This window comes from Parafrankia sp. EAN1pec (genome assembly GCF_000018005.1).
Lineage (GTDB): Bacteria > Actinomycetota > Actinomycetes > Frankiales > Frankiaceae > Parafrankia > Parafrankia soli.
Window position 1 is genome coordinate 72,598 of record NC_009921.1, and the last position, 25,005, is coordinate 97,602.

General features: G+C 67.8%; 24 protein-coding genes. 11 read left to right on the top strand and 13 right to left on the bottom strand.

Annotation, left to right across the window (positions count from 1 at the left end; genetic code table 11):
* Positions 1–12: 12 nt before the first annotated feature.
* The 4 genes from FRANEAN1_RS00265 to FRANEAN1_RS41925 form a co-directional block, all read right to left on the bottom strand.
* Positions 13–204: an FxLD family lanthipeptide gene (locus FRANEAN1_RS00265; RefSeq protein WP_012157502.1), complete on the bottom strand. Its 192-nt coding sequence runs from the start codon at positions 202–204 to the stop codon at positions 13–15.
* Between the two features lie 64 nt (positions 205–268).
* Positions 269–1,507, bottom strand: a complete 1,239-nt coding sequence (fxlM, locus tag FRANEAN1_RS00270; RefSeq protein ID WP_041253469.1) for a methyltransferase, FxLD system — start codon at positions 1,505–1,507, stop codon at positions 269–271.
* A 285-nt stretch (positions 1,508–1,792) separates the two neighbouring features.
* Positions 1,793–1,990 carry a hypothetical protein gene (locus FRANEAN1_RS00275; RefSeq protein ID WP_041253471.1) on the bottom strand — a complete coding sequence of 66 codons (198 nt, stop codon included), beginning with the start codon at positions 1,988–1,990 and terminating at the stop codon, positions 1,793–1,795.
* A 294-nt stretch (positions 1,991–2,284) separates the two neighbouring features.
* Positions 2,285–2,422: a hypothetical protein gene (locus tag FRANEAN1_RS41925; protein WP_198145435.1), complete on the bottom strand. Its 138-nt coding sequence runs from the start codon at positions 2,420–2,422 to the stop codon at positions 2,285–2,287.
* A gap of 84 nt (positions 2,423–2,506) precedes the next feature.
* On the opposite strand from FRANEAN1_RS41925, the gene FRANEAN1_RS00280 reads away from it, so the two are divergent.
* The 4 genes from FRANEAN1_RS00280 to FRANEAN1_RS00295 all read left to right on the top strand — a co-directional run bounded on the left by FRANEAN1_RS00280 (position 2,507) and on the right by FRANEAN1_RS00295 (position 6,866).
* Entirely contained in the window at positions 2,507–3,859 is a 1,353-nt protein-coding gene (locus FRANEAN1_RS00280) for a serine/threonine-protein kinase (protein WP_198145436.1), read from the top strand.
* A 517-nt stretch (positions 3,860–4,376) separates the two neighbouring features.
* Entirely contained in the window at positions 4,377–5,207 is an 831-nt protein-coding gene (locus FRANEAN1_RS00285) for a hypothetical protein (protein WP_012157506.1), read from the top strand.
* Positions 5,208–5,294: 87 nt separating this feature from the next.
* A complete protein-coding gene (locus FRANEAN1_RS00290) occupies positions 5,295–6,404 on the top strand; it encodes an XRE family transcriptional regulator (protein ID WP_041255218.1) in 1,110 nt (369 codons plus the stop codon).
* Between the two features lie 102 nt (positions 6,405–6,506).
* The gene (locus FRANEAN1_RS00295) at positions 6,507–6,866 is read left to right on the top strand and encodes a hypothetical protein (protein ID WP_041253475.1); all 360 of its coding nucleotides are present in this window, start codon (positions 6,507–6,509) and stop codon (positions 6,864–6,866) included.
* On the opposite strand, the gene FRANEAN1_RS00300 is transcribed toward FRANEAN1_RS00295, so the two are convergent.
* Positions 6,779–7,123, bottom strand: coding sequence for a hypothetical protein (locus FRANEAN1_RS00300; protein WP_198145437.1), 345 nt, complete (start codon positions 7,121–7,123; stop codon positions 6,779–6,781). The two genes, FRANEAN1_RS00295 and FRANEAN1_RS00300, sit on opposite strands and share 88 nt — an antisense overlap.
* Before the next feature lie 288 nt (positions 7,124–7,411).
* The gene (locus FRANEAN1_RS37945) at positions 7,412–8,020 is read right to left on the bottom strand and encodes a helix-turn-helix domain-containing protein (RefSeq protein WP_083788139.1); all 609 of its coding nucleotides are present in this window, start codon (positions 8,018–8,020) and stop codon (positions 7,412–7,414) included.
* Between FRANEAN1_RS37945 and FRANEAN1_RS00305 the strand changes: the two genes are divergently transcribed.
* Complete coding sequence (locus FRANEAN1_RS00305; RefSeq protein ID WP_012157509.1) at positions 7,964–8,332, top strand: hypothetical protein; 369 nt, start codon at positions 7,964–7,966, stop codon at positions 8,330–8,332. The two genes, FRANEAN1_RS37945 and FRANEAN1_RS00305, sit on opposite strands and share 57 nt — an antisense overlap.
* 565 nt (positions 8,333–8,897) lie before the next feature.
* Here the strand turns inward: FRANEAN1_RS00305 and FRANEAN1_RS37950 are convergent.
* From FRANEAN1_RS37950 to FRANEAN1_RS00320, 3 genes are all read right to left on the bottom strand, one after another.
* Complete coding sequence (locus FRANEAN1_RS37950; RefSeq protein WP_198145438.1) at positions 8,898–10,340, bottom strand: S8/S53 family peptidase; 1,443 nt, start codon at positions 10,338–10,340, stop codon at positions 8,898–8,900.
* Positions 10,341–11,839: 1,499 nt separating this feature from the next.
* Positions 11,840–12,460, bottom strand: coding sequence for a transposase (locus FRANEAN1_RS00315; RefSeq protein WP_012157514.1), 621 nt, complete (start codon positions 12,458–12,460; stop codon positions 11,840–11,842).
* Positions 12,385–12,981 (bottom strand): winged helix-turn-helix domain-containing protein, encoded by a 597-nt coding sequence (locus tag FRANEAN1_RS00320; protein WP_347176705.1) that lies wholly within the window; start codon positions 12,979–12,981, stop codon positions 12,385–12,387. The genes FRANEAN1_RS00315 and FRANEAN1_RS00320 overlap by 76 nt, the downstream gene beginning before the upstream one ends.
* Before the next feature lie 1,021 nt (positions 12,982–14,002).
* Here FRANEAN1_RS00320 and FRANEAN1_RS00325 point away from each other — a divergent pair.
* The 5 genes from FRANEAN1_RS00325 to FRANEAN1_RS00345 all read left to right on the top strand — a co-directional run bounded on the left by FRANEAN1_RS00325 (position 14,003) and on the right by FRANEAN1_RS00345 (position 21,289).
* On the top strand, positions 14,003–17,194 hold the full coding sequence (locus FRANEAN1_RS00325) for an AAA family ATPase (RefSeq protein ID WP_347176925.1): 3,192 nt from the start codon (positions 14,003–14,005) through the stop codon (positions 17,192–17,194).
* Positions 17,195–17,494: 300 nt separating this feature from the next.
* Positions 17,495–18,754, top strand: coding sequence for a glycosyltransferase (locus FRANEAN1_RS00330; protein WP_012157517.1), 1,260 nt, complete (start codon positions 17,495–17,497; stop codon positions 18,752–18,754).
* Positions 18,755–18,844: 90 nt separating this feature from the next.
* On the top strand, positions 18,845–20,035 hold the full coding sequence (locus FRANEAN1_RS00335; RefSeq protein WP_012157518.1) for an SRPBCC family protein: 1,191 nt from the start codon (positions 18,845–18,847) through the stop codon (positions 20,033–20,035).
* Positions 20,036–20,050: 15 nt separating this feature from the next.
* The gene (locus FRANEAN1_RS00340; protein ID WP_012157519.1) at positions 20,051–20,563 is read left to right on the top strand and encodes a PH domain-containing protein; all 513 of its coding nucleotides are present in this window, start codon (positions 20,051–20,053) and stop codon (positions 20,561–20,563) included.
* Between the two features lie 117 nt (positions 20,564–20,680).
* Positions 20,681–21,289: a DUF3558 domain-containing protein gene (locus FRANEAN1_RS00345; RefSeq protein WP_347177292.1), complete on the top strand. Its 609-nt coding sequence runs from the start codon at positions 20,681–20,683 to the stop codon at positions 21,287–21,289.
* 414 nt (positions 21,290–21,703) lie between these two features.
* Here FRANEAN1_RS00345 and FRANEAN1_RS00350 read toward each other — a convergent pair whose 3' ends face one another.
* Positions 21,704–22,519 carry an SDR family NAD(P)-dependent oxidoreductase gene (locus tag FRANEAN1_RS00350; RefSeq protein ID WP_012157521.1) on the bottom strand — a complete coding sequence of 272 codons (816 nt, stop codon included), beginning with the start codon at positions 22,517–22,519 and terminating at the stop codon, positions 21,704–21,706.
* A complete protein-coding gene (locus FRANEAN1_RS00355; protein WP_012157522.1) occupies positions 22,516–23,382 on the bottom strand; it encodes an SDR family NAD(P)-dependent oxidoreductase in 867 nt (288 codons plus the stop codon). The genes FRANEAN1_RS00350 and FRANEAN1_RS00355 overlap by 4 nt, the downstream gene beginning before the upstream one ends.
* 123 nt (positions 23,383–23,505) lie before the next feature.
* On the opposite strand from FRANEAN1_RS00355, the gene FRANEAN1_RS00360 reads away from it, so the two are divergent.
* Complete coding sequence (locus tag FRANEAN1_RS00360) at positions 23,506–24,060, top strand: PadR family transcriptional regulator (protein ID WP_012157523.1); 555 nt, start codon at positions 23,506–23,508, stop codon at positions 24,058–24,060.
* Positions 24,061–24,255: 195 nt separating this feature from the next.
* On the opposite strand, the gene FRANEAN1_RS41930 is transcribed toward FRANEAN1_RS00360, so the two are convergent.
* Both FRANEAN1_RS41930 and FRANEAN1_RS41935 read right to left on the bottom strand, forming a co-directional pair.
* The gene (locus FRANEAN1_RS41930; protein WP_198145565.1) at positions 24,256–24,498 is read right to left on the bottom strand and encodes a tyrosine-type recombinase/integrase; all 243 of its coding nucleotides are present in this window, start codon (positions 24,496–24,498) and stop codon (positions 24,256–24,258) included.
* Between the two features lie 6 nt (positions 24,499–24,504).
* Positions 24,505–24,873, bottom strand: a complete 369-nt coding sequence (locus FRANEAN1_RS41935; protein WP_012157524.1) for a hypothetical protein — start codon at positions 24,871–24,873, stop codon at positions 24,505–24,507.
* Between the last annotated feature and the right edge of the window lie 132 nt (positions 24,874–25,005).

Consider the following 25,005-nt stretch of genomic DNA (forward strand, 5'->3'; position numbering starts at 1 on the left):
CGGACGGCTGGGTCAGGACGGGTCGTTGGAGGAGGTGTTGCACGCGCTGGTGCTGCAGCTGTTGCCGCACCCATCGCTCGTGTCGCACATCATGATCGCGATGCGGGTGGTGGACTCCACCACTCGCATGTCGAGCTCCAACTCCGCGTCGTCGAGGGCGAAGTCCACGGACTCCGTCTGGTCGGCCATCAGCACCGGCGACATCGAGATCACTCCTTGTTCTGGTGCGGGATTTCTCGGGTGGGTGGTGCGTCCTGGACCGGCCGTGTCAGCCAGCGACCGGCCAGGAGATCGAGACCAGGCCGTGGGTCTTCGCCAGCACGGCCGTGCCCTCGCCGGCCGGCGGACGGTCGGCGCCCGTCGGCCAGTAGGCGAAGGTCGGGGCCGGTCCGCCCCGTGCCTGGCGATCCCAGGCCTGGATCTGCTCGACGAGCGCGGTAGCAGCGGCCTCGCCGTGCGGGCCGTACGCTCGCCCGCCGAACTCGACACCGGCGCCGTCCAGCGCCGGGCGCACCGCCAGATAGGCGAACGAGTCGCCCTGCACAGCCCCGAAGGGGAACCAGCTCTTGCGTTCAGCAGCCAGATCGGTTCCCTCGTCCGCCGCCAGCCGGCAGAAGCCAGACAGGAAGCACGCGAACCACAGGTGCAGGTCGGCGAACGACACACCGTTACGGATCGTGACCCCGGACCACACCTCGGACCGAGGTGTCGCCAGGACACCGTCCAGAAGATCCAGGTCCTGGGGCGGGTTGGCGTCGAAACGCAGCCTGACATGACGGCCGTGCCCATCCGGCAGAAGGAAGACCCGCTCGTCGTGGGCACCGGCGCCCTGCATGGGGACGAACCCGCACACCTCGGCCGAGGTGCTCACCAGATGATCGCCGTCGCGGCGGAACCCGATCGACCGGGTGATCCCGTTCATTCGCAGTGGCACGACGATCCGGCCGTCCTCGGCCAGCTGCGCGAGCCACGCCGGCGAGAGATCCCAGGCGCCGGCCGTCACCAGGATCGCGTCGACCCGGTCACCGTGATCGGCCACACCGTCCTGCGCGTCCGCGCGAACGACCGTGACCCGGTCCGCGTACCCGGTCGCTTCCAGAAGCGCGCGTGCTCGATCGGTCACCTCAGGATCGATGTCCACGCTGACCACCCGGCCCGAGGGGCCGACGATCTCAGCGAGGAGCGCGGCGTTGTAGCCGCTGGACCCGATCTCGACCACGCTCATCCCGGGTCCGAGCCCGGCCTGCTCGATCATCCGAGCCTGAATGAACGGCGCGCTGATCGACGAGATGATCACGCCATCCGCGGCCCGCTTGACCGCCACCGAGTCATCGGCGTTGTAGGCAACCTCCAGCGAGGTGCCCTCAGGGACGAACAGGTGCCGCGGCACGGCACGAAACGCCCGCTCCACCTCCAGCGAGGTGATCATGCCGGTCACGCAGAGCTTGTCGACCAGCGCGTTGCGGACCTCAGTCGCCCGGTCCGGGGCGCTGGACGTGCCAATCATCTGAATCAACGAAGATCCTTCCGGCGGTCTTGCCCCAGTCTCTCGGCGCCACAGACGGAACATCGTCTGCGCTCCGTTGGGGCGCGTTGTAACGATCGCCCATGCCGAGGCACGACTCATTCCCCGGGCGGGGAAGATTTGACTTCGACTACGCACGGGCTCCTGAGCTGCGGAAACGATGATCGATGCCCTCTCCGATTCGGCGCATCGGCCACAGATACGGGTCGGAACGTTCGCCAGCCGGTCCGTCTACCACGCGGACCAACCGATCTTGGCCGGTGACGTTCAGGATCGCTGCGGAAGCGCCGAGGCGAGGTCGGGGATACCGGAGGCCAGGAGGCGGTGCAGGGCGGCGTCGGGGTGGCGAGGCAGCGGGTGCATGGGGACGACGAAGTACTCGGGCTCATCGAAGACGGGTGCACCGTTGGGACGGCGGGCGAACTCGACGCGGCCGTAGTCGATTCCCGCCGGCCGGGACGACATCGCCCCGGCCCTACAAATCGACACCCCCCAGCAGCCGCAACCGGACCGAGCCGTCGAAACTGCCCGACTCCGCGTCGCCGGCTGGACGATCAACCAGATCGCAGCCGTGTTGGGCCGCAGCCGCGGGACTGTCCAGCGCTACCTCCGAGCGGCCGCTTAGCTCACCGTCGGGCGTCCAGGACCCGCTCCACTCGCGGACGCCGAGACCCGAGCGGCGCATCGGACCAGACCGGGCGTTGGTGAGGGGACCACCAAAAACCATTGACGTGACGACATGTATTATTTCGATTGTCGTCAGGACAACCCTTTGGAGGCGTGGTGCGGATGGGTGGCGTGACCGAGGTCGCCGAGATCCTCGGAGTCAGCCGACAGCGCGTCGCGAAGCTGCGGGATCGCGCCGACTTCCCCGACCCCATCGCCGAGATCGCGCAAGGACCGATCTGGGATCTTGACAAGATCGAGGAATGGGGCGGGTCGGACCTGCGGCTCTCGCCCGGCCGGCCACGAGCCGACACCGTGGCGCGGACCCTCGGCGGCCGGTTCGTTCTGGAGGAGCCGCGCATCGGACACGGCGGCTTCGGTGACGTCTATCGCGCGATGGACCGCAAGCAGCCTGGCCGCAACGCCGCGCCCGTCGCTGTGAAGCTGATGCGCGATGCCAGCATGGTCGACCCGGAAGCAGTGCGCCGCTTCGAGCGGGAGCTGCGGCTGCTCGAGCCGATCAGGCACCCGAACATCGTCCCGATTCTCGGCCACGGCAAGACCCCGGCAGGCGCAATTTGGTACGCCATGCCTCTTGCGCAGGGCAGCCTGGTCGACTTCGCCGAGGAGCTCCACGGCAGGAACGCCCTGATCCTCGACCTAATGCGGCAGGTCGGCGCGGGCCTGACGCACATCCATGATCGAAAGATCTATCACCGGGACCTCAAGCCCGGCAACATCCTGCGCCTAGCGGACGGCGTTTGGGCGATCGCGGACTTCGGGCTGGCTGTCGATGCGGAACGCGCTACCACCGCGCTCACGTCCACGCTCCGCGGGATCGGAACGGCATGGTACACGGCGCCGGAGCAGTGGCGCGACGCCCGCAATGTCAACCACCTGGCAGACGTGTTCGGCCTCGGCAAGGTCCTGCAGGAGCTCGTCATCGGCGATGCACCGGTCACCAACGAGGTCCCACCCGGACCGCTACGCCCGATCGTGCAGAGAGCGATCGCGGAGCGGCCCGAGCACCGCTACGCCTCCGTCCGGGACTTCCTCGCCGCGCTAGCGACCGCGATCGAGACGCCGAGGGACGGCTGGGAAAGCGCCGAGGGCACCGCCGAGCGGTTGCTTGAACGGGTCAGGCTACCCAAGGCGGCTGAGGTAGACCTCGACGAGCTGGCGACCTGGGCGCTCGCTCTCGACGAGAGCGACACGGACGACATGACGGCCCTTGCCCGGGTTCTCCCCTGGATCTCGACCAGGTCGATTCACTATCTCTGGGCCGCAGACCCCGCAGGTTTCCAGAGGATCTTCAGGCACTATTCGAAGCACGTCGAGACCACCGGTTTCGGCTTCGAGTACTGCGACGTGCTCGCCGACTTCTCCCGCAGGGCCGTCAAGGAAACCGACGACTCAGACGTCCTTCGCGAGGCCATCCGATCCCTGGTCGAGCTCGGCCACCGTCATAGCCGTTGGCGGGTGCGCGGCGTCGTCACGACGATCTTGCAGGGCATCCGCAAGCCGGAGCCCGCCCTCGCCGCCGTCGAGGCACTACGCGCTGCCGACGTGGAAGCCGTCGAATGGACGCTCAGCGAATTCTCGATCCGCTCTCTACCGCCCATCCTCCGCAACGAGATCAACATGCTGCTCAGCGCCGCCAGCCGCTGACCAGCACCCGACCCGAGACCGGCCGAACCGATCCGAGGATCAGCATGATCACGAACGACTGATCCGCACCGCGACCACCTCCACTGCACCCCAGGACGCGGGTGCTGCTTCCGGCCTGCTCAACACCTCACAGCAACTCGGCGGCGCCGTCGGGCTCGCCGTCCTGGCCTCTCTCGCCGCGGCCCACCGAGCCGCAGACGCCTCGCTCGCGGCCATCCACAGCGGCTACCAGCTCGCGTTTCTCATCGGAGCGGCACTCGCCGCCACCGCGGCAGTACTCGGCCTGGCCCTGCGACCTCGGAGCCCGCAGCGTCGCCCCGTGGACGTCCCCCAGCCGGCCTCCCCGTCTGATCGCTCCGAGTACGAGAACGGGCGAACGACCTGACCGCCGGGCCGCCTGCTCGCGCGGGCACGCCACGGCCCCGGGCCACGGCGGCACGAGTGCGCAGATCTCGACGAGAACTTAAGTGTAGGATCGAAGTCAATCTGATCCAGTTAAGTGAGGCCGGGTGATCGCATGGGGGACGCGCAACCGTCCGCATGGGCGCGGGAACGCTTCGGAGCGGCGGCTGTGGACTTCTCTCGGGCGGTCCCTGAGGCGATTCACCGAGCCCATGAGCTGGCGCTGGACGGGCATGTCGGTAGCAGGCTGAAGTCGAACGACGCCTACGGTGCGGCGTTGCATGTCCAGCAGTACGAGCAGCTCGCGGCGTTCACCCGAGAGATCGAGAGCGTGGCACTGCGGAAGCCGGTCGGGTTTCGTGGCCGGTTCGAACTGGTCGTCTTGGACTCCACGGCGGTGGTGCTCTACCCCTGGCGGTACGCCACGGATCGCAAGACGCCTCGTGGCGAGGCCAAGATGCGCCGGGTGTCGGACCTGCGGAAGAACTTGCTCACGCTGACGGCTCGCACAGCCGACATGCAGCTGACCTTCGACCACGCTGAACTGGATCCGGCGGCGCTCGAGGCACAGTTCACCGAGGAACAGGCCGTGCTCGACCAACTGTCGCGGCTTGGGCGTGTCGTCACGATCGGGTATGCCAGCAGCCCCGCTCTGGGGGTGTTCGACCTGGGCTGGGGCGACGCGGAACTGGTGGACGAGAGCAGCGGCGCAGTCGTCTGGCATACCTGGGAGCTGCTCCGGCGTGGTGGCTCCGGCGGGGCGGGGGTCTCGACTCCGAAACTCCCTGCGGGGCCAAGGGATCCTTCTGGTCGTCGGTCTCGCTTTGACGACGCACCCTTGGACGACACGTTCCCTTCCCTGGCGCCGCGGGCCCCGCTTGCCGAGCCCCCGACCAGCGAGCCAGGGCAGCCGGAGCGGTATACCGGTAGCGACGACACGGAGTAGTAAGGGGAGGTCATGGACGATCCGCGGCAACTGCGCCTGCTGAGCCTCCCCGCCCCTGCGTCTGGCTCGGTGGCTTCGCTGGCGGTGATCGCGGCGGAGTTCGATCCGGCCCGGCTCGCGCAGGCGCGCCGGCTGGCGGGTCTGACGAAGAGGGCCGTCGCCGGGCAGCTGGGAGTCTCCCCGGTTGCGGTAGGCCAGTGGGAAGCTGGAACCCACGCGCCGCGCCCGGACCACGTCGGCCGGCTCGCCGAGGTGCTCGACGTGCCGCCCGCCTTCCTCGCCGCCGGTCGCCCTTACGCCCGGCTGGAGAGTTCGGCGGCGCACTTCCGGAGCCTGCGCCGAACCCCGGTGAGCCAGCGCAACAAGGCGATCGCCTTCACTGAACAGGTGTGGGAACTGACCTACGCTCTGGAGAAGCGGGTCCAGCTACCCCCTGTCGACCTGCCCGGCTTCTCCGCGGGAGAAGTCGTCACCGACGTCGCCGGGACCGATCCGGCCGGAGCCGCGCGGGCACTTCGACAGGCGTGGAACCTGGGCACCGGACCGATCCCGCACCTCGTCCGGACGATGGAGAACCACGGCCTGATCGTCACCCTCGTCCCGTTCGCCGGCACCGCGACGGCTACCGTCGACGCCTTCTCCACTTCCCACCTGCCCCGCCCCGTCGTTGTCCTCACCCCGGACCGTGCCAACGACGTCTATCGTCATCGGTTCACTGCAGCGCACGAGCTTGGCCATCTCCTCCTGCATCCGGACACCGCACCCGGCGACGCCATCCAGGAGAAGGAAGCCGACGCGTTCGCCGCTGAACTCCTCACCCCGAGCGCGGAGATCACACCGCAACTGCCCGCGCGCGTCGACCTGCACGCTCTCGACCAGCTCAGCAAGCAGTGGGGTGTGTCTGTCGACTCTCTGGTCTATCGGTGTCGGGAAGTCGGCGCAGTCTCGGATGCGGCCTATCGGCGTGCCTACCAGCGCCTCAACCAACTCCGGCAACTCGGACTCTTCGCCCGCGAGCCGGTCGACGGATACCGCGGCGAGGTACCGATCCTCCTCAATCGCGCCTACGCCCTCGCCGAAGAGCACGGCCTCACCCTGGCCACCCTCGCAAGAGAACTCGCCTGCACCCTTCCCCGCCTCCGGCTGCTTCTCGGCCATGCCGACACGGACACCCGACCACAGCTTCGCCTCGTCTAGCCGTATCAGCGAAACCAGGCAGCGGTGTCGATGGATCGTGACCCGCTGAGATCTGCGGGCGTCCTGCGGAACGGAAGCGGCGCCGAGTGTCGTGATGTAGGAATGACCGACACCACCGACCAGGACTTGGGGCCGATGACCCGCGACCGCCAGCCCACCGCCGCGGAGATCGAGGCGTTCCAGCGTGAGGAGTTCTTCGATCCGCATCTGGTGACCGCATCGGTCGCTTGGTGGAACGCGCTGTGGGAGGCGGCCCAGTTCCGGCGCCGTTACTTCGCCGAAGACGATCTTCCGGTCGCCATGTACGAGATCGCCGACCGTGGCGATGTGAACGTCGTGTTTGTCCCTAGTGGTCGTCGCCGGAGGTTCGTCGGTTATGCGGCGAGGGCGAGGCGGTTGGCGGTCTTGAGGGGATCGGCGCGGGTGTACTTCCAGCCGAACGGGTCCGCGGTCTGGTTGTAGAGGTCCTGGAAACCCATGACCCGGTCACCGAGGGCGTCGAGGTCGGTGAAGTCGCCGCGTTCGATGGCCTTGCGTTGCAGGATCGAGAAGAGATCTCCACCTGGTTCAGCCAGGAGGCGTGGACCGGGAGGTAGATGAGCGTCGCGGTCGGGTAGGCCGCGCTCATCCGGAGGATCGAGGTCTGGCCGTTGTGGGACGGAACCGTTGTCCACGATCCAGAACACCCGCCGTGCCGAGGCGTAGGGCTCGGCCGTCATGACCTGATCGACGAGCCGGTGAAACGGGGCGATCCCGGTGGTCGGCTCGATCCGGCCGAGGACGTGAGCGTGGTGGACGTCGTAGACGGCGAAGTAGGCCAGGGTGCCCCCACGGGTGTACTCGAACTCGACGCGCGGGGCCGTGATGGGCCTGGGCGGGCGCGGTCGAGTGGCAGCGGCGCAGTGCCTGCAACTGCGATTTCTCGTCCGCTGAGATCACATAGTCGTCCGCGCCGAGCGGTTCACCGTCGAAAACACGAGCGTAGAGATCGAGGACCCGAGAGGCCTTCACGACGAACGCCGGATCTCTGGGGAAGATCCACGATCAGTGCTGCCAGGGGCGGATCGCGTCACGGGCCAGCCAGCGCCCGACCGACGACGTCGACACGCCCGCCACGATGCCCTGTCGGGTCGCGTGGCGGGCGAGTTCACCGTTCGACCAGCGTTCCAGCGGCGCACCGACGTCCGCGGGCCGGGTACACGCCTACGCCTTGACCTCGGCGACCTGCACCGCGCCGGCCGACCCGAACGGGGCCGGTCCGCCAACCCGGCGAGCCCTTCGCGGGCGAACCGGCCCCGCCACTTGCCCACGGTGTCCTCGCAGACACCGAGATCAGTGGCGATCGTCGTGTTGGGCACGCCGTCAGCGGCGGCGAGCACGATCGCCGCGCGCAGCCAGTCACGGCGCGGCACGGTCGACGAACGGACACGGCCAGCCAGAACGGCGCGGACCTCGCGGGTAAGGGTGATCGCAGTGGCACGGCGGGACACCTCACGGTCGTATCGGGCCAGCCACGCCCCACGGGCACACCACGACCAACCCCCGGCCGGAATCAGACCGTGGCGGGTATCCCGGAATCGACGAAGATCTCCCTGCGGCAGCGCCTCGTCGCGCATGCCACCACGAACTGGCACGGGATCATGGTGTCCATCCGCTACCGCGGCCCGTTCGCCTACATCACCGCGACCCACCCCGACGGAGACGACCAGCCCCTGTGCCGGCTGCGTTACGTCGGCTACGCCAGCCAGTGGGGCTTCGCGATCTGGCACGCCAGGCACGACGACTACGCCGACTCCGTCCTGGCCGACGGCTCACCGACCGGCACCGCTGAAGCGGCCCTCGACCTCGCCGCCGGGCTCTACCTACCCGCCACCACCGTTCACGCGGCTACGATCGAGACTGGAGGCGGGATGGGTGACGCGGCGTGAGACCGTGCGTCTCGGGAGGAAACGCGAGATTCGCACCGACTCCTACCTATTGTCGCGCTACGGCAATCATCCCCTACATGCACAGGTCCGATGAGTTGTTCGCCGTAGCACGACGGGTGATATTCGCACCAATCTGCGCACTCGGCGCTCACCCACGCCGCCGAGGACGAGGCGACGCACCAAGCCCCAGTCAAGCCCCTCGCTACCCCGCCGTGACCCTGATCGATATCTGGTTTGCCAAGCCCCGGAGCGCGGTCCCTCAGTACAAGACAATCGAGGGGTCGGAGTGCACGGCGGCTCGGCCGCTCGAGATCACTGAACGGTCATCAACGCGAACGACATATCGCTTAAGGCGCGAGCTGACGGGAATAACACCGTACCCTGCATCGATGTCAGATACTGGCACGCCCAGCGCTTGCGCCGCGCCCGCAAGTGTAGCCATATCGTCGTCAAGCTCCAACGTCATAAGGATCATGTTGTCGGACATATCGCCCCTTACGGTATTCGGCCAGCAACGCAGCCATAGTACGCACTGCGGCAGGGATCGCCAAAGCAGAGGGGCGGGTTACTCTCGCGATTGAGTTAGATGCTCTCGGACACCAGCCAGGAGGGCACTCGGATCTATGATCCCCCACCCGTATTCGCTATTCGGCTTGCAGTGTCCTGCAACGGAAGGCATCCAGGCGCTACACCTCACTGCCTCTCGCAACTTCACGGGAGACAACACATCCGTCCCGATTTTGCTACGAACTGCCGCGATGACTCCTGCAACAAGCGGACATGCCGCAGATGTTCCCACGTCTGGCGTATCCGAACCTAGCACCTCCGATCCCACATATTCTGAATAACCCATGACATCTGGCTTTCCCCAGAACAGTCTACCTGGACCTTGGGAAGAGTAGCATATCCGTTCGCCACCTACCGTAACAGCCCCAACGCATAGCGCGAGAGGATGTGAATTTGCGCCTGTAATGGGAAGTTCATCCTGTGGCCAAGTGGAATCGTCCGGGTGAGGCTGCCCGTTGTTTCCAGCCGCAAAAACGATATCGGCTCCGGCCAATGATAGTTCTTCGACCGCGAGGTTGAAGGGGTGTTCAAACTGATCACGATACCGGCCGAGGCGGTTTGTGACCTCATCTGAGGCTACTGAGCCAAGTCCCCACGAGTTCGTAACAACCAGTGGCCTGCTGAGGCTTCCTCCATTACTACGTCGATCCTTCCTTAGCCGACTAGCGAGAGCGTGGTACGCAGCTATTGCGTGGGAGAACCTAATGTCGAGCCCCGACATGGTGGCTTTGTTGTTCACCGTAGCAGCTCGACGCAGGAGCGCGTAGTCTAGAATTCGCGCCCGGGGTGAGGCCAGTAGAACTTCATGGGCACACATTGTTCCATGCGCCGCATCGCGATCATTATTTACGGCGTATTGACCTGGGGTATTCTGTAGGTTGTCTGGGTGCCAGCCCTCTAGGGGCTTGAGATCGCGCGAGCGTTGCACAAGGTAATCCGCGTCAATTCCACCATCAACAACCGCGACATCAACACCATCGCCATCCATGCCAACAGCGGAAAGTTCTTGCAGGTTCAGCACCGAAAGCATATCCGACAAATTTTCGGGCTGATTTTCTCTCCAGCATTTCCAATATGGTGCGATCTCTGGGTCCGAGTAGATTGAGATGACCTCAGATCTCCGATTCAATTCGATGAGCGACCCCTCAATCTCCCGAGGATCGCAAGTATCTACCGAAGCACGCACTATAACGCATGCCGGACCGCCTTTCTCGGTTCGCAGTTCCGCATCTTCCCCAGCGCTCGAAGAAGGCCTGAATCGGTCGCCACCGTACGGCAGAATTTCATCTCTCCCGACCCGGCTCTTTCCCTGCATTCGAATGGGCTCAAAGTGGCTGTCAAGGGTAATGTCGGCGGACCTCATGACCTCATCAGCTTGATCAAGAGAGTCGGCAACCGAGCCCCCGTCCGAGGGTTGCATCTTCACCATCACGTCGACCACGCCAAGTCCTCCCATACTGCCGCCTAAGGGCAAATATTGACCATGCGAAGATGTTAACGGCGGCCGAAAGAAAGCTTAATTGAGGCATCTACCGATCCTTTTGCTACGAACATCACCTTCCCTTCGAGGCTCAATGCAAGTGAAATCTCAACGGAGCGAAGCCCAAAACTCGTAGATGCTGGGGTGCCGTCTTCATCGATCAGGGGAGCTAGGGAGTCGCGAATGTCCCTCAGTTGGGACGATATATCTGATACGTCCACAACGTTATCCCTGGTCCAGTAAGGCGCTAGGAGAGCGTCCACGTCCTCTTTTTGAATCCCCGCTAGATCAACGATCCCATATCGGCCCATGATTCCCCCGGTCTCGGTCTTTAGCCTGAACCTTGGATACCCATCACAAGGCCAGCCAATACCGCAGCAGTGGTCTTGTGATCATTTGATCTGCGTAGCCGGGTAGTCATGGTCGCGTGGCGGGCCCGGGACGGCCGTGAGATGGTCCCCCTATTCGAGACAGACCGAGCCGCGCGCCGGACCAGGGGCGCCCGCGACACCGTGAGCGACACGCTCACCCATCCCTGCCCCGCTAGTGGACGGCGGCGCGGCGCCGTGACTGTGCCGTCCAGGATCGGGTAGATGCCCACAGTTCCCCGCCTCTAGCACTTTGATCGCTACCGGGCGGCGCAGCCGACGGTGCCGGCCGGCGAGCACCAGCCCGTAGGCTCCGGCGCCCAGCTGCCGGCCTACCAGGTAGGCGGGCAGCGCCCGAGCGACCCGCTCACGTCGAACGATCAAGGCGCGATCCACTCCGGGCCGACTCGGCCGCCTGCGGCCCCATGATCATCATCGGCGTTAGAGGCTAGCCGGAGAGTGACGAACCGGCGTAAACCAGACGCCCAGCCGACAGGCACGCCCACAGTGGTGAAGATCGGCCGGTAGGTCCTCGCGGCGGGCCGGGTGGCAGTCGGTCTGGGTTGTCGCGCAGATCAACCGCGCGATGCCTTACACATTCGGCGACGGTGAGCTTTTCTGCGCCGGCGGTGAGCCCCGACCCTCGGCTGACCGGCGGTGTTCAGCGGGAGATCGCCGGCAGGATCGCCACGCTGGTGGCCGATGACGCCGCACCGCAGCTCGGGATCGGGTATGTCAACGGTCACGCCGCCTCGTGGAGTGTCCGTCAGCAGGCCCGCGACCTCGTCGAAAAGGTGGCACATCCCCGTTCTCCCCGCGCTCACCGATCCGGGTGGTTTTCCGCAGCTCCCGCTCCAGACATCCGGCATGCGGGTGATCGCGGTCGGCTGGCTGGCGAGGTGGCGGACGTCGGCTGTTCCGCGAAGATGCGGGGACGCGGCCGATCGGCGGGCGTGGCGGTCGCGTTGACATGGATTCGTGCCCGGATGGAGGCGGTAGGCGGCCGGACAGGGCGCGGGCGAAAACCGAGTTCAGTGCGATGAAACCGCAGGTAGGCGGCTTGGGATGGCTACTGATGATTAATGTGCGAGGTTATTTTGATCGGAGATTTTCCCAGGCCAGTCCGGTTTCGGCAAGGAACCCGACGAGAAGCTCGGGCCGGTACTGCATACGTTTCAGTCCATGCTTGAACGCCTGAAATACCTCGTCGATACCACGGGCAGCCAGATGCACCAGGGTTGTGCGTTTCAGATACGACCAGGCACCCTCCGTGGGATTCAGATCGGGCGCATAGGCCGGCAGCCACACAACACTGATCCAGCCGGTGTGCGCGGCCAGAAACGCGGCCATCTGCGCCTGGAGGTGGATGTTCAACCGGTCCCACACCACCACCAGCCGACCCCCGGGAAGCTGCACGTGCGCGGCCAGCAGAAGATCCCGACAGTCCGCCCAGCACAGCCCCTTGCGCTCACCCGAACGGCCGTGACTGACCCGGACCCGGTAGACCAGCCGGGCCCGCTGCCCGGGTTTGTAGCAGACCATCCCGACCACACTCACCCGCCCGGCCCCACCCCGCCCCGGCACCCGCACCACCGGGGTCACCCCGCGGCGCGCCCACGTCCGTCCACGTGGCGGCCTCAGGCCCTGCCCTGTCTCGTCGAGGAAACAGACCCAGGCACCCCGGGCCGCCGCGGTGGTTTTACCGCCGGCCATCCCCGGTCCTTCCACTCCTCGACCACAGTGTCATCACGTTCGACCGCGCGCCGCACCGGCAGCTGGCACGACCAGCCGTTGCGGTCCAGCAGCATCCACACCCCCGGCACGGTGTAGGTGATCCCGAACTCCCGCCTGATCACCTGCGCGACCCGGGCCAGGGTCCACCGCTGATCGGTCCAGCCATACACCCCCGGCCCCCGACGCAAGATCGCCTCCAACCGGGCCAGATCCCGATCATCCAACCGGCACGAGGACACCGGACCGGTCGACCGCAACGCCGCCGCACCCCCCGATTCCCATGCCCGATACCAGCAGCCCGCTGTTTTCGGGGTCACCTTGAATTCCCGCGCCACCTCCGTCCGTGTCGCTCCCGCAGCGAACCTGTCCGCCGCGGCCAACCGAACCCGCTCCCGTTCCACCTGCCCGGCGGGCGTCAACCCGCCACCCGTCGCATACCTCATGCCGATAGATGTACCCACACACCACAAGCCATCACCAGCAGCATTAACCCCGTGCATTAACCATCAGTAGACGTCGAGCGATACGACCGGCCCCACGATGTTCGGGTAGTGGTTCGTATTGTGGACGGTTTTGTCCACTACGCAGGGTCACATAGGTGCTGACCTGCGATGGCGTTCGATTTATTGATCGTTTTGTTGGTGTGGCAGGTGCCTGCCGGGTGGCGGCATCGCGTTTGCGCAGGTCAGAGGCGTCTGAGCGGTTCAAGTCCCATCGCACTCTTCGACCGCCTCGCTACTCGGCGTAGTGGATACCGTCTGGGTGGGCGAAGCGTCGTGCTATGCCGTCGAGGACGGTCTCGAGGCCGTCTCCGGCGGCTGACCCCACACTCTGTGCCCGCGGGACCCGATCCCGCGGACACCGGGACGACCTGAGCCAGCAGCCGCAGCCGGTCGGCCGCGGACGCCCGGCGAGCCGTTCCGCCAGCCGCGCAGCCTCCTAGCCGAACACCTCATCGGCGTTCACCTGGTAGTTGCGTACCTCCGACGCGGGCTGGTCGAGAAAGCCGCCCGCCGCGCCCGGGTGCAACCGCAGTCCACTGGGCCGCGACCCGGCTGGCAGCCACACAAGTACGCGGACCCGGTATCGGGGCCGGCGATCACCAGTTCACGCTCGGCGAGGCAGATCAGAAGATTGTGGGTGCGCAGGGTGTGACTACCGGCTTCTACGACCAGTCGGTCTGAATTCGCAGCCCGTCGAGTGCGGCTTGCCCTTGGGTGGCTTGGAACGGCCGCAGTGCGCTTCACACGCCCGCTGGCCGATACGGCCGCCGCCAGATGCCATCCGTCACGGCTCCGGGCTGTCCGGTCACGGTGCGAGTTATCGTGACTTCGGGGGTGTCCGGCGTCGCCGGACACCCGAGGGATACCTCGGGCGGGGGGTTGGGTGGGTAATGCGCCGGATCCCCGGCCGGAGTTCGCGGAGCGGTTGCGGGCGCTCCGGGATGCTGCTGGTCTGTCGATTCGGGATCTGGTGGCCGCCAGTGCGAAGACCCCCCGACGGCGGCCCGGGGAACCGCCGTTGCGCCTGAAACGCAGCACCATCGACGGAATGATCAGCAGAAGCCGGCCGGTGCGTCCCGCGCAGGATCACCTCGAGGTGTTCGTCGATACCTGTATCCGGGTCGCGCAGGAGTCCGGCCGGCCGCTACCTGACGATCTGCGGGACCGGCAGGGCTGGGACGACGCCTACCGCGACCTGCTGGTCAGGATGGCCGGCCTGCGCAGCGTCAACCGCTCGGCGACGGAGGCGGCCCGGCGGTTGCGCCGGATCGAAGCGCAGGACGCCGACCCGGGACCGGCCCCGGTGTCCGGCCTGAGGCCGGGGCCGCGATCCGGCCCGGCGGCCGGCGCCCTACGTGACGCCCTGCTGGTGGACGGCGGGCGGGCGTCGTTCGTGGGGCGGCCGGAGGCGTTGCTTCAGCTGCGCCGGGCGGTCGCCGATGTCCTCGGCGGGCGGCCGCGGGTCGCGCTGCTGGAGGGCCCGGCGGGAATCGGCAAGACGGCTCTGGCCCGTCATCTCCTCGGCGAGGCGGATGCCGGCTGCGTGCTGTGGGCGAGCGGCGAGGAGGACGAGACGGGTCTCAGCTTCGGGGTGCTCGACCAGCTGACCGCCGAGGCGGCCCGGGTACTCGGAGCGGACCAGCCCTCCCCGAGCGGTCCGGGTGAGCTGACCGGCACCGCGGGATCCGTCCGCGGCCCGTCACCCGATCCGCTGGTCGCCGGCGCGGCTCTGGTCGAACTGCTCGGCGAGCTGCAGCGGTCCGGCCCGGTCGTGCTGGTCGTCGACGACGCGCACTGGGCGGATCGGCCGTCCCTGCAGGCGCTGACGTTCGCGCTGCGGCGGTTGCGGGCCGACCGGGTGCTCGCCCTGGTGATGGTCCGGGATCTGGTGGACGCGCAGCTTCCGGACGGGCTGCGCCGGCTGCTGATGGACGAGCGGACCGTCCGTCTCCTGCTCGAGGGGTTGGACGACACCGAGCTGCGGGCCCTGAGCTCCGCGCACGCCACCGGGCCGCTGTCCTGGCGAGCCTGCGCCCGCCTGCGAGCCCACACAGGCGGCAATCCACTGCACGCCCGTGCGCTGCTCGAGGAGGTCCCGACGGAGGCCTTCGACAATCTCGACGTGCCGCTGCCGGTGCCGCGCTCGTTTGCGATGCTCGTCGTGGCGAGGCTTGCGGCAGCACCGGTCCAGGGCCGGGAGCTGGCGACCGCGGCCAGCGTCCTCGGCGCGCATCCCACCCTGGTCCAGGCTGCAGCGGTCGGCGGGGTGGACGAGCCGCTGTCTGCCCTGGAGCAGGCGATCGCGGCGGGCCTGCTGGTGGAGCAGCCGGTCGCGTGGGGTCTTCGGTTCCCGCATCCGCTGGTGCACGCCGCGATCTACGAGCAGGCCGGCCCGGCGCGGCGCGCCGAGCTGCACACCCGTGCGGCGGCTCTCGCCGAGGAGGAGGCCCTGCGACTGCACCATCTGGCCCGTGCCGCCACCGGGCCGGACGGCGGGCTGGCAATGGAGCTGGCCAGGCAGGGCCGGGAGCAGGCGACCGCGGGGGCGTGGGCCGCCGCCGCGAACCATTTGTCCACCGCCGCCCGGCTCGCCCCGTCGCGCACCGACTACGAGCAGCTGACGTTGGAGGCGGCGGACTGCCAGCTGCTGGCGGGTGATGTGCCTGATCCTCTCGGGAAGGTCGGTGAGGTTCGCGGTTTCCGCCCGACCGCCTGGCGTGACTACCTGCTGGGCCGCTTCGCCTTCCAGCGCGGTGACGCGGACGAGGCCGAGACACGGCTGCGGAGCGCCTGGAAGCGCTGCGACCCGGACGGTGGTGCCGACGCCGACCCGCTGCTCGGTGCTCGGGTCGCCGGCTGGCTCGCTGCTCTTTACCAGACGAAGCTCCTCGGCGCGGAGTCCGCCGAGTGGGCCGGGCGGGCGCTGGCGTTGAGCCCCGGCCACGCGGCGTTCGACCTCATCGGGCAGATCCGGATGGGCGGGCTGGCGATGAGCGGGCATCTCGACGCCGTCCTCGATTCGGTCGCCGACCTGCCGGACCCCGCCGTGGCCTCCATGACTGACCTGGACATGCTCGCGGGCAGGGGATCCCTGCACGCTCTGGTCGATGATTTCGCCGGCGCGCGCCGGGACCTCGGCGGGGTCCTGGCCGCCGGCCGGGACCGCTCGCTCCTTTTCCGGGTGTCGGTCACCACCGCGCTCGCCCAGGCCGAGTACCGGGCGGGGCTCTGGGACGATGCCGCGATCCACTGCGATCACGCGTTGTCGCTGATGGCCGACTCCGACGACGGCGCTCTCGTCCCGTACTGCCATCAGGTCGGCGTCCTGGTACCCGCGGCTCGTGGCCATTGGGTGGAGGCCGAGGAACACGTCCGGACGACGCAGGCCTTCGCCGAAAGCGGGTTTCCGTATCTCGTCGCGAGCGCGGCCATCGCCACGGCCCACCTGGCACGGGCCCGTGGCCTACCCGCCGAGATCGTCGCGGCCCTCGAACCGCCGGTCCGGTCCGGGCTGCTGGACCTTGATGCCGAGCCTGGAGTCTCTGGGTGGCAGGACACCCTTGTCGACGCTCTGGTGGAGGTCGGTGACCTCGGACGGGCCGAGGAGGTGCTGATCCGGTTCGAGGCGGCAGCCAGACTGCGTGGGCGCCGCGCTGCAATGGCCGCCGCCGCCCGCAGCCGCGGCAACCTGGAAGCACGCCGGGACAACGTGAGCGCAGCCGACAGGGCCTTTCGCGCGGGCCTCGCCGAATGGGAACACGTCGACCTGCCGTTCGAGCGGGCGCTGCTCCATCACCTCTACGGTGCCTTCCTGCGCAGGGCCGGCCGGCCCGCCGACGCCATCAGGCAGCTCAGAGCCGCCCACGACACCCTCAGCCTGCTGGACGCCCGCCCCTACCTGGACCGCTGCGAGAGCGAACTCGTCGCCGGCGGATGGGCACCTCGGGACGGCTGCCGCCGGGAACCGGACGCATCCCGCCTGACCACCCCGGAGCTTGCCGTCGCCAAGCTGGTCGCCGCGGGTCTCACCAACCGTCAGGTCGCCCGGGAGCTCGTCCTCAGCGAGAAGACCGTCGAACACCATCTACGTGCCGTCTTCGGGAAGCTGGATGTGACGGCGCGAACCCAGCTGTCTGGCAGGATCTTCGCCGCGGCCGGAGGCCTCGCCCAGTGGAATGGTGCCGACAGGGTGCTTCTCCGGTCCGAGTGATCCGCCTGTTCCCCTCCGCCTAACCCGACACGGTCCGCCCTGAGACGGTTCGCCGTGCGAGGGCACGCTCTCCGTGCGACGGCGCGCCCGGCGTCCGGCCTCACCGGACACTCCCGCACACGGTCGAGGGGCCCCGCACCGGCGATTCCGGACGGTTCCCGCCGCGAATGCGTCCGGTGAGATCGCCGGACAGCACGACCGAAGCCACCATATCCGCAGAGCACGAAAACGGCGGCGCAGGCCAATGTACCGGCCTTGTCTCCACCGTGATTATCGGATTTTCTGAGGAAAGGCTGCCCCGTGCGTGTTGCAATCTTCGCGATGGGTACCCGGGGGGATGCCCAACCCGCGGCGATAATCGGCGCCGAACTGGTCCGGCGCGGTCACGAGGTGGTGTTGGGCGTGCCCGGGGACCTTGCTGGTTTCGGTATCAGAATGGGACTCGACACGGCGTCGATCGGCGTCGACGCGCACGAGTTCATGGGCTCCGAGGAGGTACGGGCCTGGCTGGCATCAGGTGACCTGAGGAAAATCATGAACGGGTTCGGTCGGTACAAACGCCAGCGGGCGGAACGTATCGCCGACGCCATGGCGGACATCTCCACCGACGCAGATCTCATCGTGTCCGGGGTGACCATCGAGGACGAGGCGGCCTGTATCGCGGAGTGGCGGGGGGTGCCGATGGCATGTCTGCACCACGCGCCGATGCGGGCCAACGGAGAGTTCCCCTTCTTCATCGCCAGCACCCGCCGGCTGCCGCGGGTCGTCAACCGCCTGATGTATCCGGCTGTCGAGTTCGCCGGGTGGCGGGCCCTCGCCGCCGACGTCAACCGGCTGCGTGCGAGGCTGGGCCTGCGGCCGGCCCGGGAACCCACCCCACGCCGGCTGGCGCGGGCCGGCTCGACGGAAATCCAGGCCTACAGCCGGTTCCTGGTGCCAGAACTCGCTGACTGGGGTCAGCGTCGCCCGCTGGTGGGTTTCCTCACTCTGTCGCCCGAGCAGCGCCGGCTGCTCGGGGAGCACCAGCTCGACCCCGCCGTCGACCAGTGGCTGGACGAGGGCGAGCCACCCGCATACTTCGGATTCGGGAGCATGCCGGTCCTGGATCCGCCCCGGATCCTCGAGTTGCTTAGCACGGTCGCCGACAGACTGGGGCTGCGCGCGCTGGTGAGCGGGGCGTGGGCCACGACCGGCGTCAGCGCCGACCGGCGGGTGTGCGTCGTCGGAGACCTCGACCACGACACGGTGCTCCCGCGTTGCCGCATCGCCGTGCACCACGGCGGCGCCGGCACCACAGCGGCCTCCGTCGCAGCCGGACTGCCGACCGTCGTGTGCTCGGTCATCGGCGACCAGCCCTTCTGGGGCGCCCGGCTCGAACGCCTCGGTATCGGCGCATCCCTTCGCTTTTCCGAGATGAGCGAGCGGGCCCTCGTCGCTGCCGCGGTCCCCCTGCTGGCCCACGAACCACGGGAACGTGCAGCGCGGCTGGCCAGCCGGCTGAAGACAGAGAACGCGGCATGCCGTACCGCCGACGTTCTCGAGGAGATCCACAAGTCCTGATTTCTCTCTCGCCCGACACGATCGGCCGGAGACTCTACCGATCACTTGGCGGGCCGGCCATGACCCGGCCGCCTTACCAGGGAGCCACCGATGGACCGCAGCGAGCTCATGGACCTCACCCGGCGCGCGCTCAAAGTCGCCACGGACCGGACAACCGACATGGAGCCGGCTGAACGCCGTCAGCCGGCCGATGCCTACACCAGCCAGGAAAGTTTCGAACGCGAACGCGAACTCGTCCTCCGCTCGCCACAGCTGGTCGGCTACCGCTCGGAGCTGCCGACCGCCGGAAGTTTCTGCACGAAGACGGTGATGGACGTTCCCGTACTCCTGACCCGGAGCCAGGACGGCACCGTCAGGGCCTTCCACAACATCTGCGCTCATCGCCAGGCACCGGTCGCGGTGCGCTGCGGCACAGCCGAACGGTTCGTGTGCCCGTACCACGCCTGGACGTACGACACACAGGGCCGCTTCGTCGGAGGACCCGGCCGTGAGGGTTTCCCGTCGCTGACGGCTGGCGGAAGCGGCCTCACGGAACTGCCGGCCGCGGAGCATGCCGGGTTTCTGTGGGTCGGCCTCCAGCCGGAGAACGGGCCCCTGGACATCGAGGCCCATCTGGGGCCGCTCGGCCCGGAGCTTGCCTCGTGGGGGATCGGCGACTGGTCGCTGGTGGGCGAGCGGGTACTCGACTCTCCGATCAACTGGAAGCTCGCTCTGGACACCTTCGCCGAGAGCTATCACTTCTCCACCCTGCACCGCGGCACGTTCGCCCAGCTCGCCCTGGGAAACTGCGCGCTTTTCGACTCGTTCGGCCCGCACCATCGGCTGGTCGTTCCGTTGCGGCACATCACGCGCCTCACGGACCTTCCCGCCGAAGAGTGGAAGCCGCTGGACAACCTGTCGATCGCTTATGCGCTGTTTCCTAACATCGTCGTCTCGGTGAGTGCCGCCAACAGCGAGGTCTTCCGGATCTACCCCGGCAGCGGGCCCGGGCACTCGGTGACCTGCCACCAGAACGCCTCCGGGCTGGACCTCGAAGACGAGACCACCCGGGCGGGTGCGGAGAGACTGTTCGACTTCGCGCACTCGACAGTCCGCGACGAGGACTATCAGCTCGCTGTCGAGATCCAGAAGAACCTTTCCTCGGGCGCGCGATCCGAACTGGTCTTCGGGCGCAACGAGCCGGGTCTTCAGCACCGTCACTTCGTCCTCGACGCAAGGATGGGCCGTCAGCCGCGGCCAGCCGGGCAGCCAGGGCGAGTGGACATTGTTCATCGTTCATGACCTGGGCGTGTCGAGATGCGAGAGGACATCAGACAGGCCAGCCAGAAAATGCGACGAGGGATCGGCGGCGGCCGGCAGATCCGGTGTCTTGCGGAGTACCTGTGGGCCGGCGAACTCGTCACGGACATGGCGAGAGGATCGCGCGGCAGGGGCGGCGGAATCCTCGTGCTCACCGATCGCCGGCTGTTGTTCGTGCTGGCAGGCCACAGGTGCCGGTCCAGCGAAGACCTCCTGCTGAGGAACGTCTCCTCGGTGGAATGGGCCGGCGGCATGGTGCTGGGGAGAATCATCGTTCACGCCGCGGGCGACCGGATGGAGATCGCGAAGGTGAACAAGCGCGACGGCAGAAGGGTTGTGGACCTTATCCAAGGCCGTCTCGGCCCGGCGCCGCCCGCCCCGCCCCCCGAACTCCCGGCTGATCCGGTCCGCGACGACCGGCTGCGGAGGATCGCTGCACTGCGAGAGGCAGGAGTGCTCAGCCGCGAGGAGTTCGAGGTGAAGATCGCCCGACTTCTCCGACCCGAATGAGGCCTGGCCGCACGGTGATTCAGTGCCGATGAGACCAGCCGCCACCGGGATTGGACGGAGCGGTGGGAAATGTATTATCAAACGCCGACAGACGGGGCCGGTATGGAACCTCCTGTGATGAACCACAATCGCGCCGCTGTTCGCGCCGCGTTTCCCGTGCTTGCGGCTCTCGTCATCATGGGCCTGGCGGGCTGCACTCCGTCGACCGGCGCAGCGGCGCCGTCGTCGGCGCCCGGGCAAACGAGCGCGGTGGCCACCAGCGGAAACAAGCGGGTGAAACCGGTGGCCCCGTCGTCCGATACTGCGGCCCCGCAGGCTGACACGGCGGCGCCGGCGGGTACGGTGGCGTCGTCGGCTGGCACGGCAGGGAGGCCCTGCGGGCTCGTGTCCAGGCCGGAGGCCGAGAAACTCGCCGGTACCTCGCTTTCCAGCCCGGTGGCGCTGGCCGGGACGTGCACCTACACAGCGCCACCCGACGGGCCGACGGCTCAGGTCGAGATTTTCGTGGGAGAGACCGCGGAGAACTACCTCGCTGCCGAGCGTGGCATCGGCCACGATCTCCAGCCTTTGTCAGGAATCGGCGATGAGGCGTATTTCGAGGATGCGGCGGTCTTTGTCAGAAGGGCTGCTTTCTGGGTGTCCATCAACCTGGTGCGTGGCAACGACCCGGCGGAGAACAGCGGGCCGCTGAAGGACCTGGCACGCACGGTTGCCGATCGGATCTGACCACCGGGCACCGTCGCAACCGGGACCGCTGCTGAGTGCGGCCTCCGTAGTTCGGCGGCGGTGTCCCGTACGCCCCGCAGATTGTCTTCCCGCCCGGGGCGCCGGGACCGGATTCGTGGTCGCGGCCAGGTAGGCCGAGGGACAGGTGCGGACATTCCCTTTCGTCGGCCCCGACGATCCTCACCTCCGGTGAACGCTGAGAGCATCACCTCGAGTCGCGGCCGCCGCGGAGACGCTCGACCGGACGATCGCCGGGCTCCTGCACCGTTCCTCCGGCCCGCTCGTCGTCCTTGGCGGGGCGGCGGACGAGAGCGGCCCGCGGGACCGCCCGCCGGTCGTAGTCGGCGTCAACGGCTCAGAGCCGTCGCAGGTGGCTGTCCGCTGGGCCGCGGAGCCCCGACATCCACCCTGGAGTCATCCGAAGGGGCCGCGAATGTCGGACGTGATCTCCCACAGCCGGCGGGCGGTGTTGGTGTCGTAGGAGGCGGGCGACGAGGAGACGGGTCTGAGCCGGTCGTAGTAGCGTCCCGCGCTGATCGTGGGTGCGGAAGCCAGGTGGATCACCGGCCGCGCCCCTTGCCGCGGGGACATCATGAACGGGAGTAGCAGGGCGACCCGGAGTCGTGGGAAGTGCCGGCCCAGGTTGGTGCGGACCATGCCCGGGTGGACTGCGGCGACGGTCAGTTCGGGATGACGCCGTTGTAGTTCGTAGGTGAAGAGCAGGTTGGCCAGCTTCGTGCGGCTGTAGGTGAGGAACGGGTCGTAGCGCCGTTCGCTGTTCAGGTCGGTCAGGTCGAGGTGGACCGGCCCAGCCCCGCGCATCGGGGCGCGATGGCCCTCGGAGTTGACGTTGATGATCCGGCCGTCGCCGTGGCGCAGCAGCGGGAGGAGCCGGGCGGTCGTCGAGTAGGGCGCGAGATGATGCACGGCTAGGTTCAGCTCGATGCCCTCGCTGGTGGTGCGGCGGGTGGGAAGCATGACGCCGGCGTTGTTCACCAGGGTGTCCACGCGGTCGACGACGGCATGTACCTTTTCGGCCACGAGGTCGATGCCAGCCGCCGTCGAGATGTCGGCAGCGATGACTGTGGCGGTGGGCAGGTCGTGGGCCAGCTGGGCCGCCCGTTTCGGGTCGCGGCCGACGAGGACGAGCCGGTGGCCGGCCTCCTTCAGGATGTGCGCGGCGTGACGGCCGAGGCCGGACGTGGCTCCGACGAGCACGATCGTCCTCATCGTTCGGTTCCCACCCCGCGTAGCCCGAGGGTGCTCATGACCAGGCGCTCGCGTAGCCGGGCGGGCAGGTGGGCGAGGACACCGATGGCGCGGGCGTCGGCGATGGAGTAACGCCGCCGCGGACGGCGGGCGGTCACGGCGGTCGCGATCGCGCGGGCAACCGGCTCGACCGGCCGGGTCCGCAACCGCTTTCTCGCCTGCTCCATCGCGGTGAGGTGGTCGCGGTAGAGCGCCACCTGCGCCGGTGTGGCCGCCCCCAACGCCTCCCGCGCTGCGGTGTCGGCCTTGTCGAAGATCTGGGTCTCGGTGGCACCCGGCTCGACGAGCACTACTGGCACCTTCCACGCGGCCAGTTCCAGCCTCAGAGCGGTGGAAAGCGCGTCGAGGGCTGCTTTGCTCGCTGAGATCGGTGCCATGAACGGCATCGGGACGCGAGCGGTGGGCGCGGTGACATTGATGATCCGGCCGTGGCCGGCCCGCAGCATCGGCAGAAACGCCTGGGTGACGTAGGCCGGCCCGAAGGTGTTGACCTCGAACTGGCGGCGCAGCTCGTCCGGTGGCACCAGCTCCAGCGGCCCCTGCACGATCACGCCGGCGTTGTTGACCACCGCGCGCAGGCCGCCGTTCGGCACCGCGCCGTTAACCTCTTCGGCCGCTGTGGCGACGCTCTCCGGGTCGGCGACGTCCATCGTGACCACCTGCACGCCGGATAGGTCGGCCAGGACGCGGCTGGTGTGGTTCTCCGCGCGCACCGCCGCGAACACCAGGTAGCCCCGATCGGCCAGCAGCCGCACGGTCGCCGCGCCGATCCCGCCGGCCGCGCCGCTTACGAGGACGCCGCCACGTCGCTCCGTCTCCGTCATCGAACACCTAACTATGGCCTAGAGGACATGTACTTTGGGACATCTTGATGTGGCCCCAGCTTCGCACATGTCCTCCAGGCCATGTCAATATGGTGACCAGGACAGCCTCGCGAGGAGAACGTGATGTCGCTGCGCCACGGACTGCTCGGCCTCCTCGCCGAGGGCCCGGCCAGCGGATATGATCTGGCCCGGCGCTTCCAGGAGGTACTGGGCCAGATCTGGCCAGCGCAGCACCCGAAGATCTATGCGGAGCTGCGCCGGCTCACCGACGACGGTCTGATCGAGGTGGACACCGAGGGGCCGCGGCGACGCAAGGCGTACCGGATCACCGACGCCGGACTGGACGAGATCCGTGACTGGCTGACCACCGGCGAGATCGACCACACAATGCGTGTGCAGTCCCTACTGCGCTCACTGTTCTTCTGGCTGATGGACCCTGATGACCTACGTCGACGCCTCGACGAGGAAGCCCGGTTCTTCGCCGAGTCCGCAGCGCGCTACCGGGCCTACGCGGACGCCAAGGACCGCGGCGAGTTCGGCGACAACCCGCAGGTCCGGTCCATGCGGGTGACGATCGAGGCCGGCGTCCGGCTCTACCAGGCACTCGCGGACTGGGCGGAATGGGCCAAGACCGTCTCCCCGCCGTCGACACCTCGGGACATATCGACTAACCATTAGGTGTCGAGCACTATGACCGGTCCGGCGATTTTCGGGTAGTGGTTCGTATTGTGGACGGTTTTGTCCACGCGCTGGATTCGGTTGCTCGCTGACCTTTGGTCAGCTTCGCCACCAGCCGCGATGTCTGCCCGGGGGGCGACCCCCGAACCCCCGAGTGTCGGGCTGCGCCCGACCTGGCGGGGTAGGCGTTGATCGTTATGTAGCCAACTGTGTAGCCAAGCCTGTTCGGTGTCGGTCTCCGTCCGGCTTGTCCACAGCCATCTCGCCCAGGAAGCCGTCCATGGCGTCGGCAGCGGCGTGCAGACGCTCGGGGAGAGCGTGGCCGTAGCGCTCCATCGTCATCCGGGACGTCGTGTGCCCGAGGATCTCCAGCACCGTCCGGGGCTCGACGCCGGCGGCCAGGAGGAAGGTGGCGCAGGCGTGACGAAGATCGTGCAGCCGTAGTCACGGGAGGCCCGCCCGGTCGCGGAGCTGCTCGACGCGCCGCGTGACGTTCCTCGGCTCCATCAGCGTGCCGACGGTCGACGCGAAGACGAGTCCGTTCTCCCACCAGTGCTCGCCGGCGTCGATCCGCTCCTTCGCCTGCCTGCTCCGCTGTCGATGCAGTGCGCCGAGCGCGAGAGAGGGAAACCGGCAGCGGCCGGCGTGATCCCCGGGTCTTCGGCTGGACGATTCGAAGCGTGCCGTTCTCCCGTTGCACAGATCGCTGGACATGCAGCGTGCCTGCATCAGGTCGCGGTGCGGGCCGCGCCGCGCGACCGTCTGCGCGCGGCCGTGGACGGCCGTGCTCGCCGGGCCCGTCGCACCCCGCACCGCGTACGAAGATCCGAAACGTTCGACGAAAGCCGTCGGTCGACAGCCCTCGGCCGTTTGCGTGTCGCGCGGTGATATCGCGTTTGTGCAGGTAAGAGGCTTGTGGGTGATTCAAGTCCCCTCGTGTTCCTC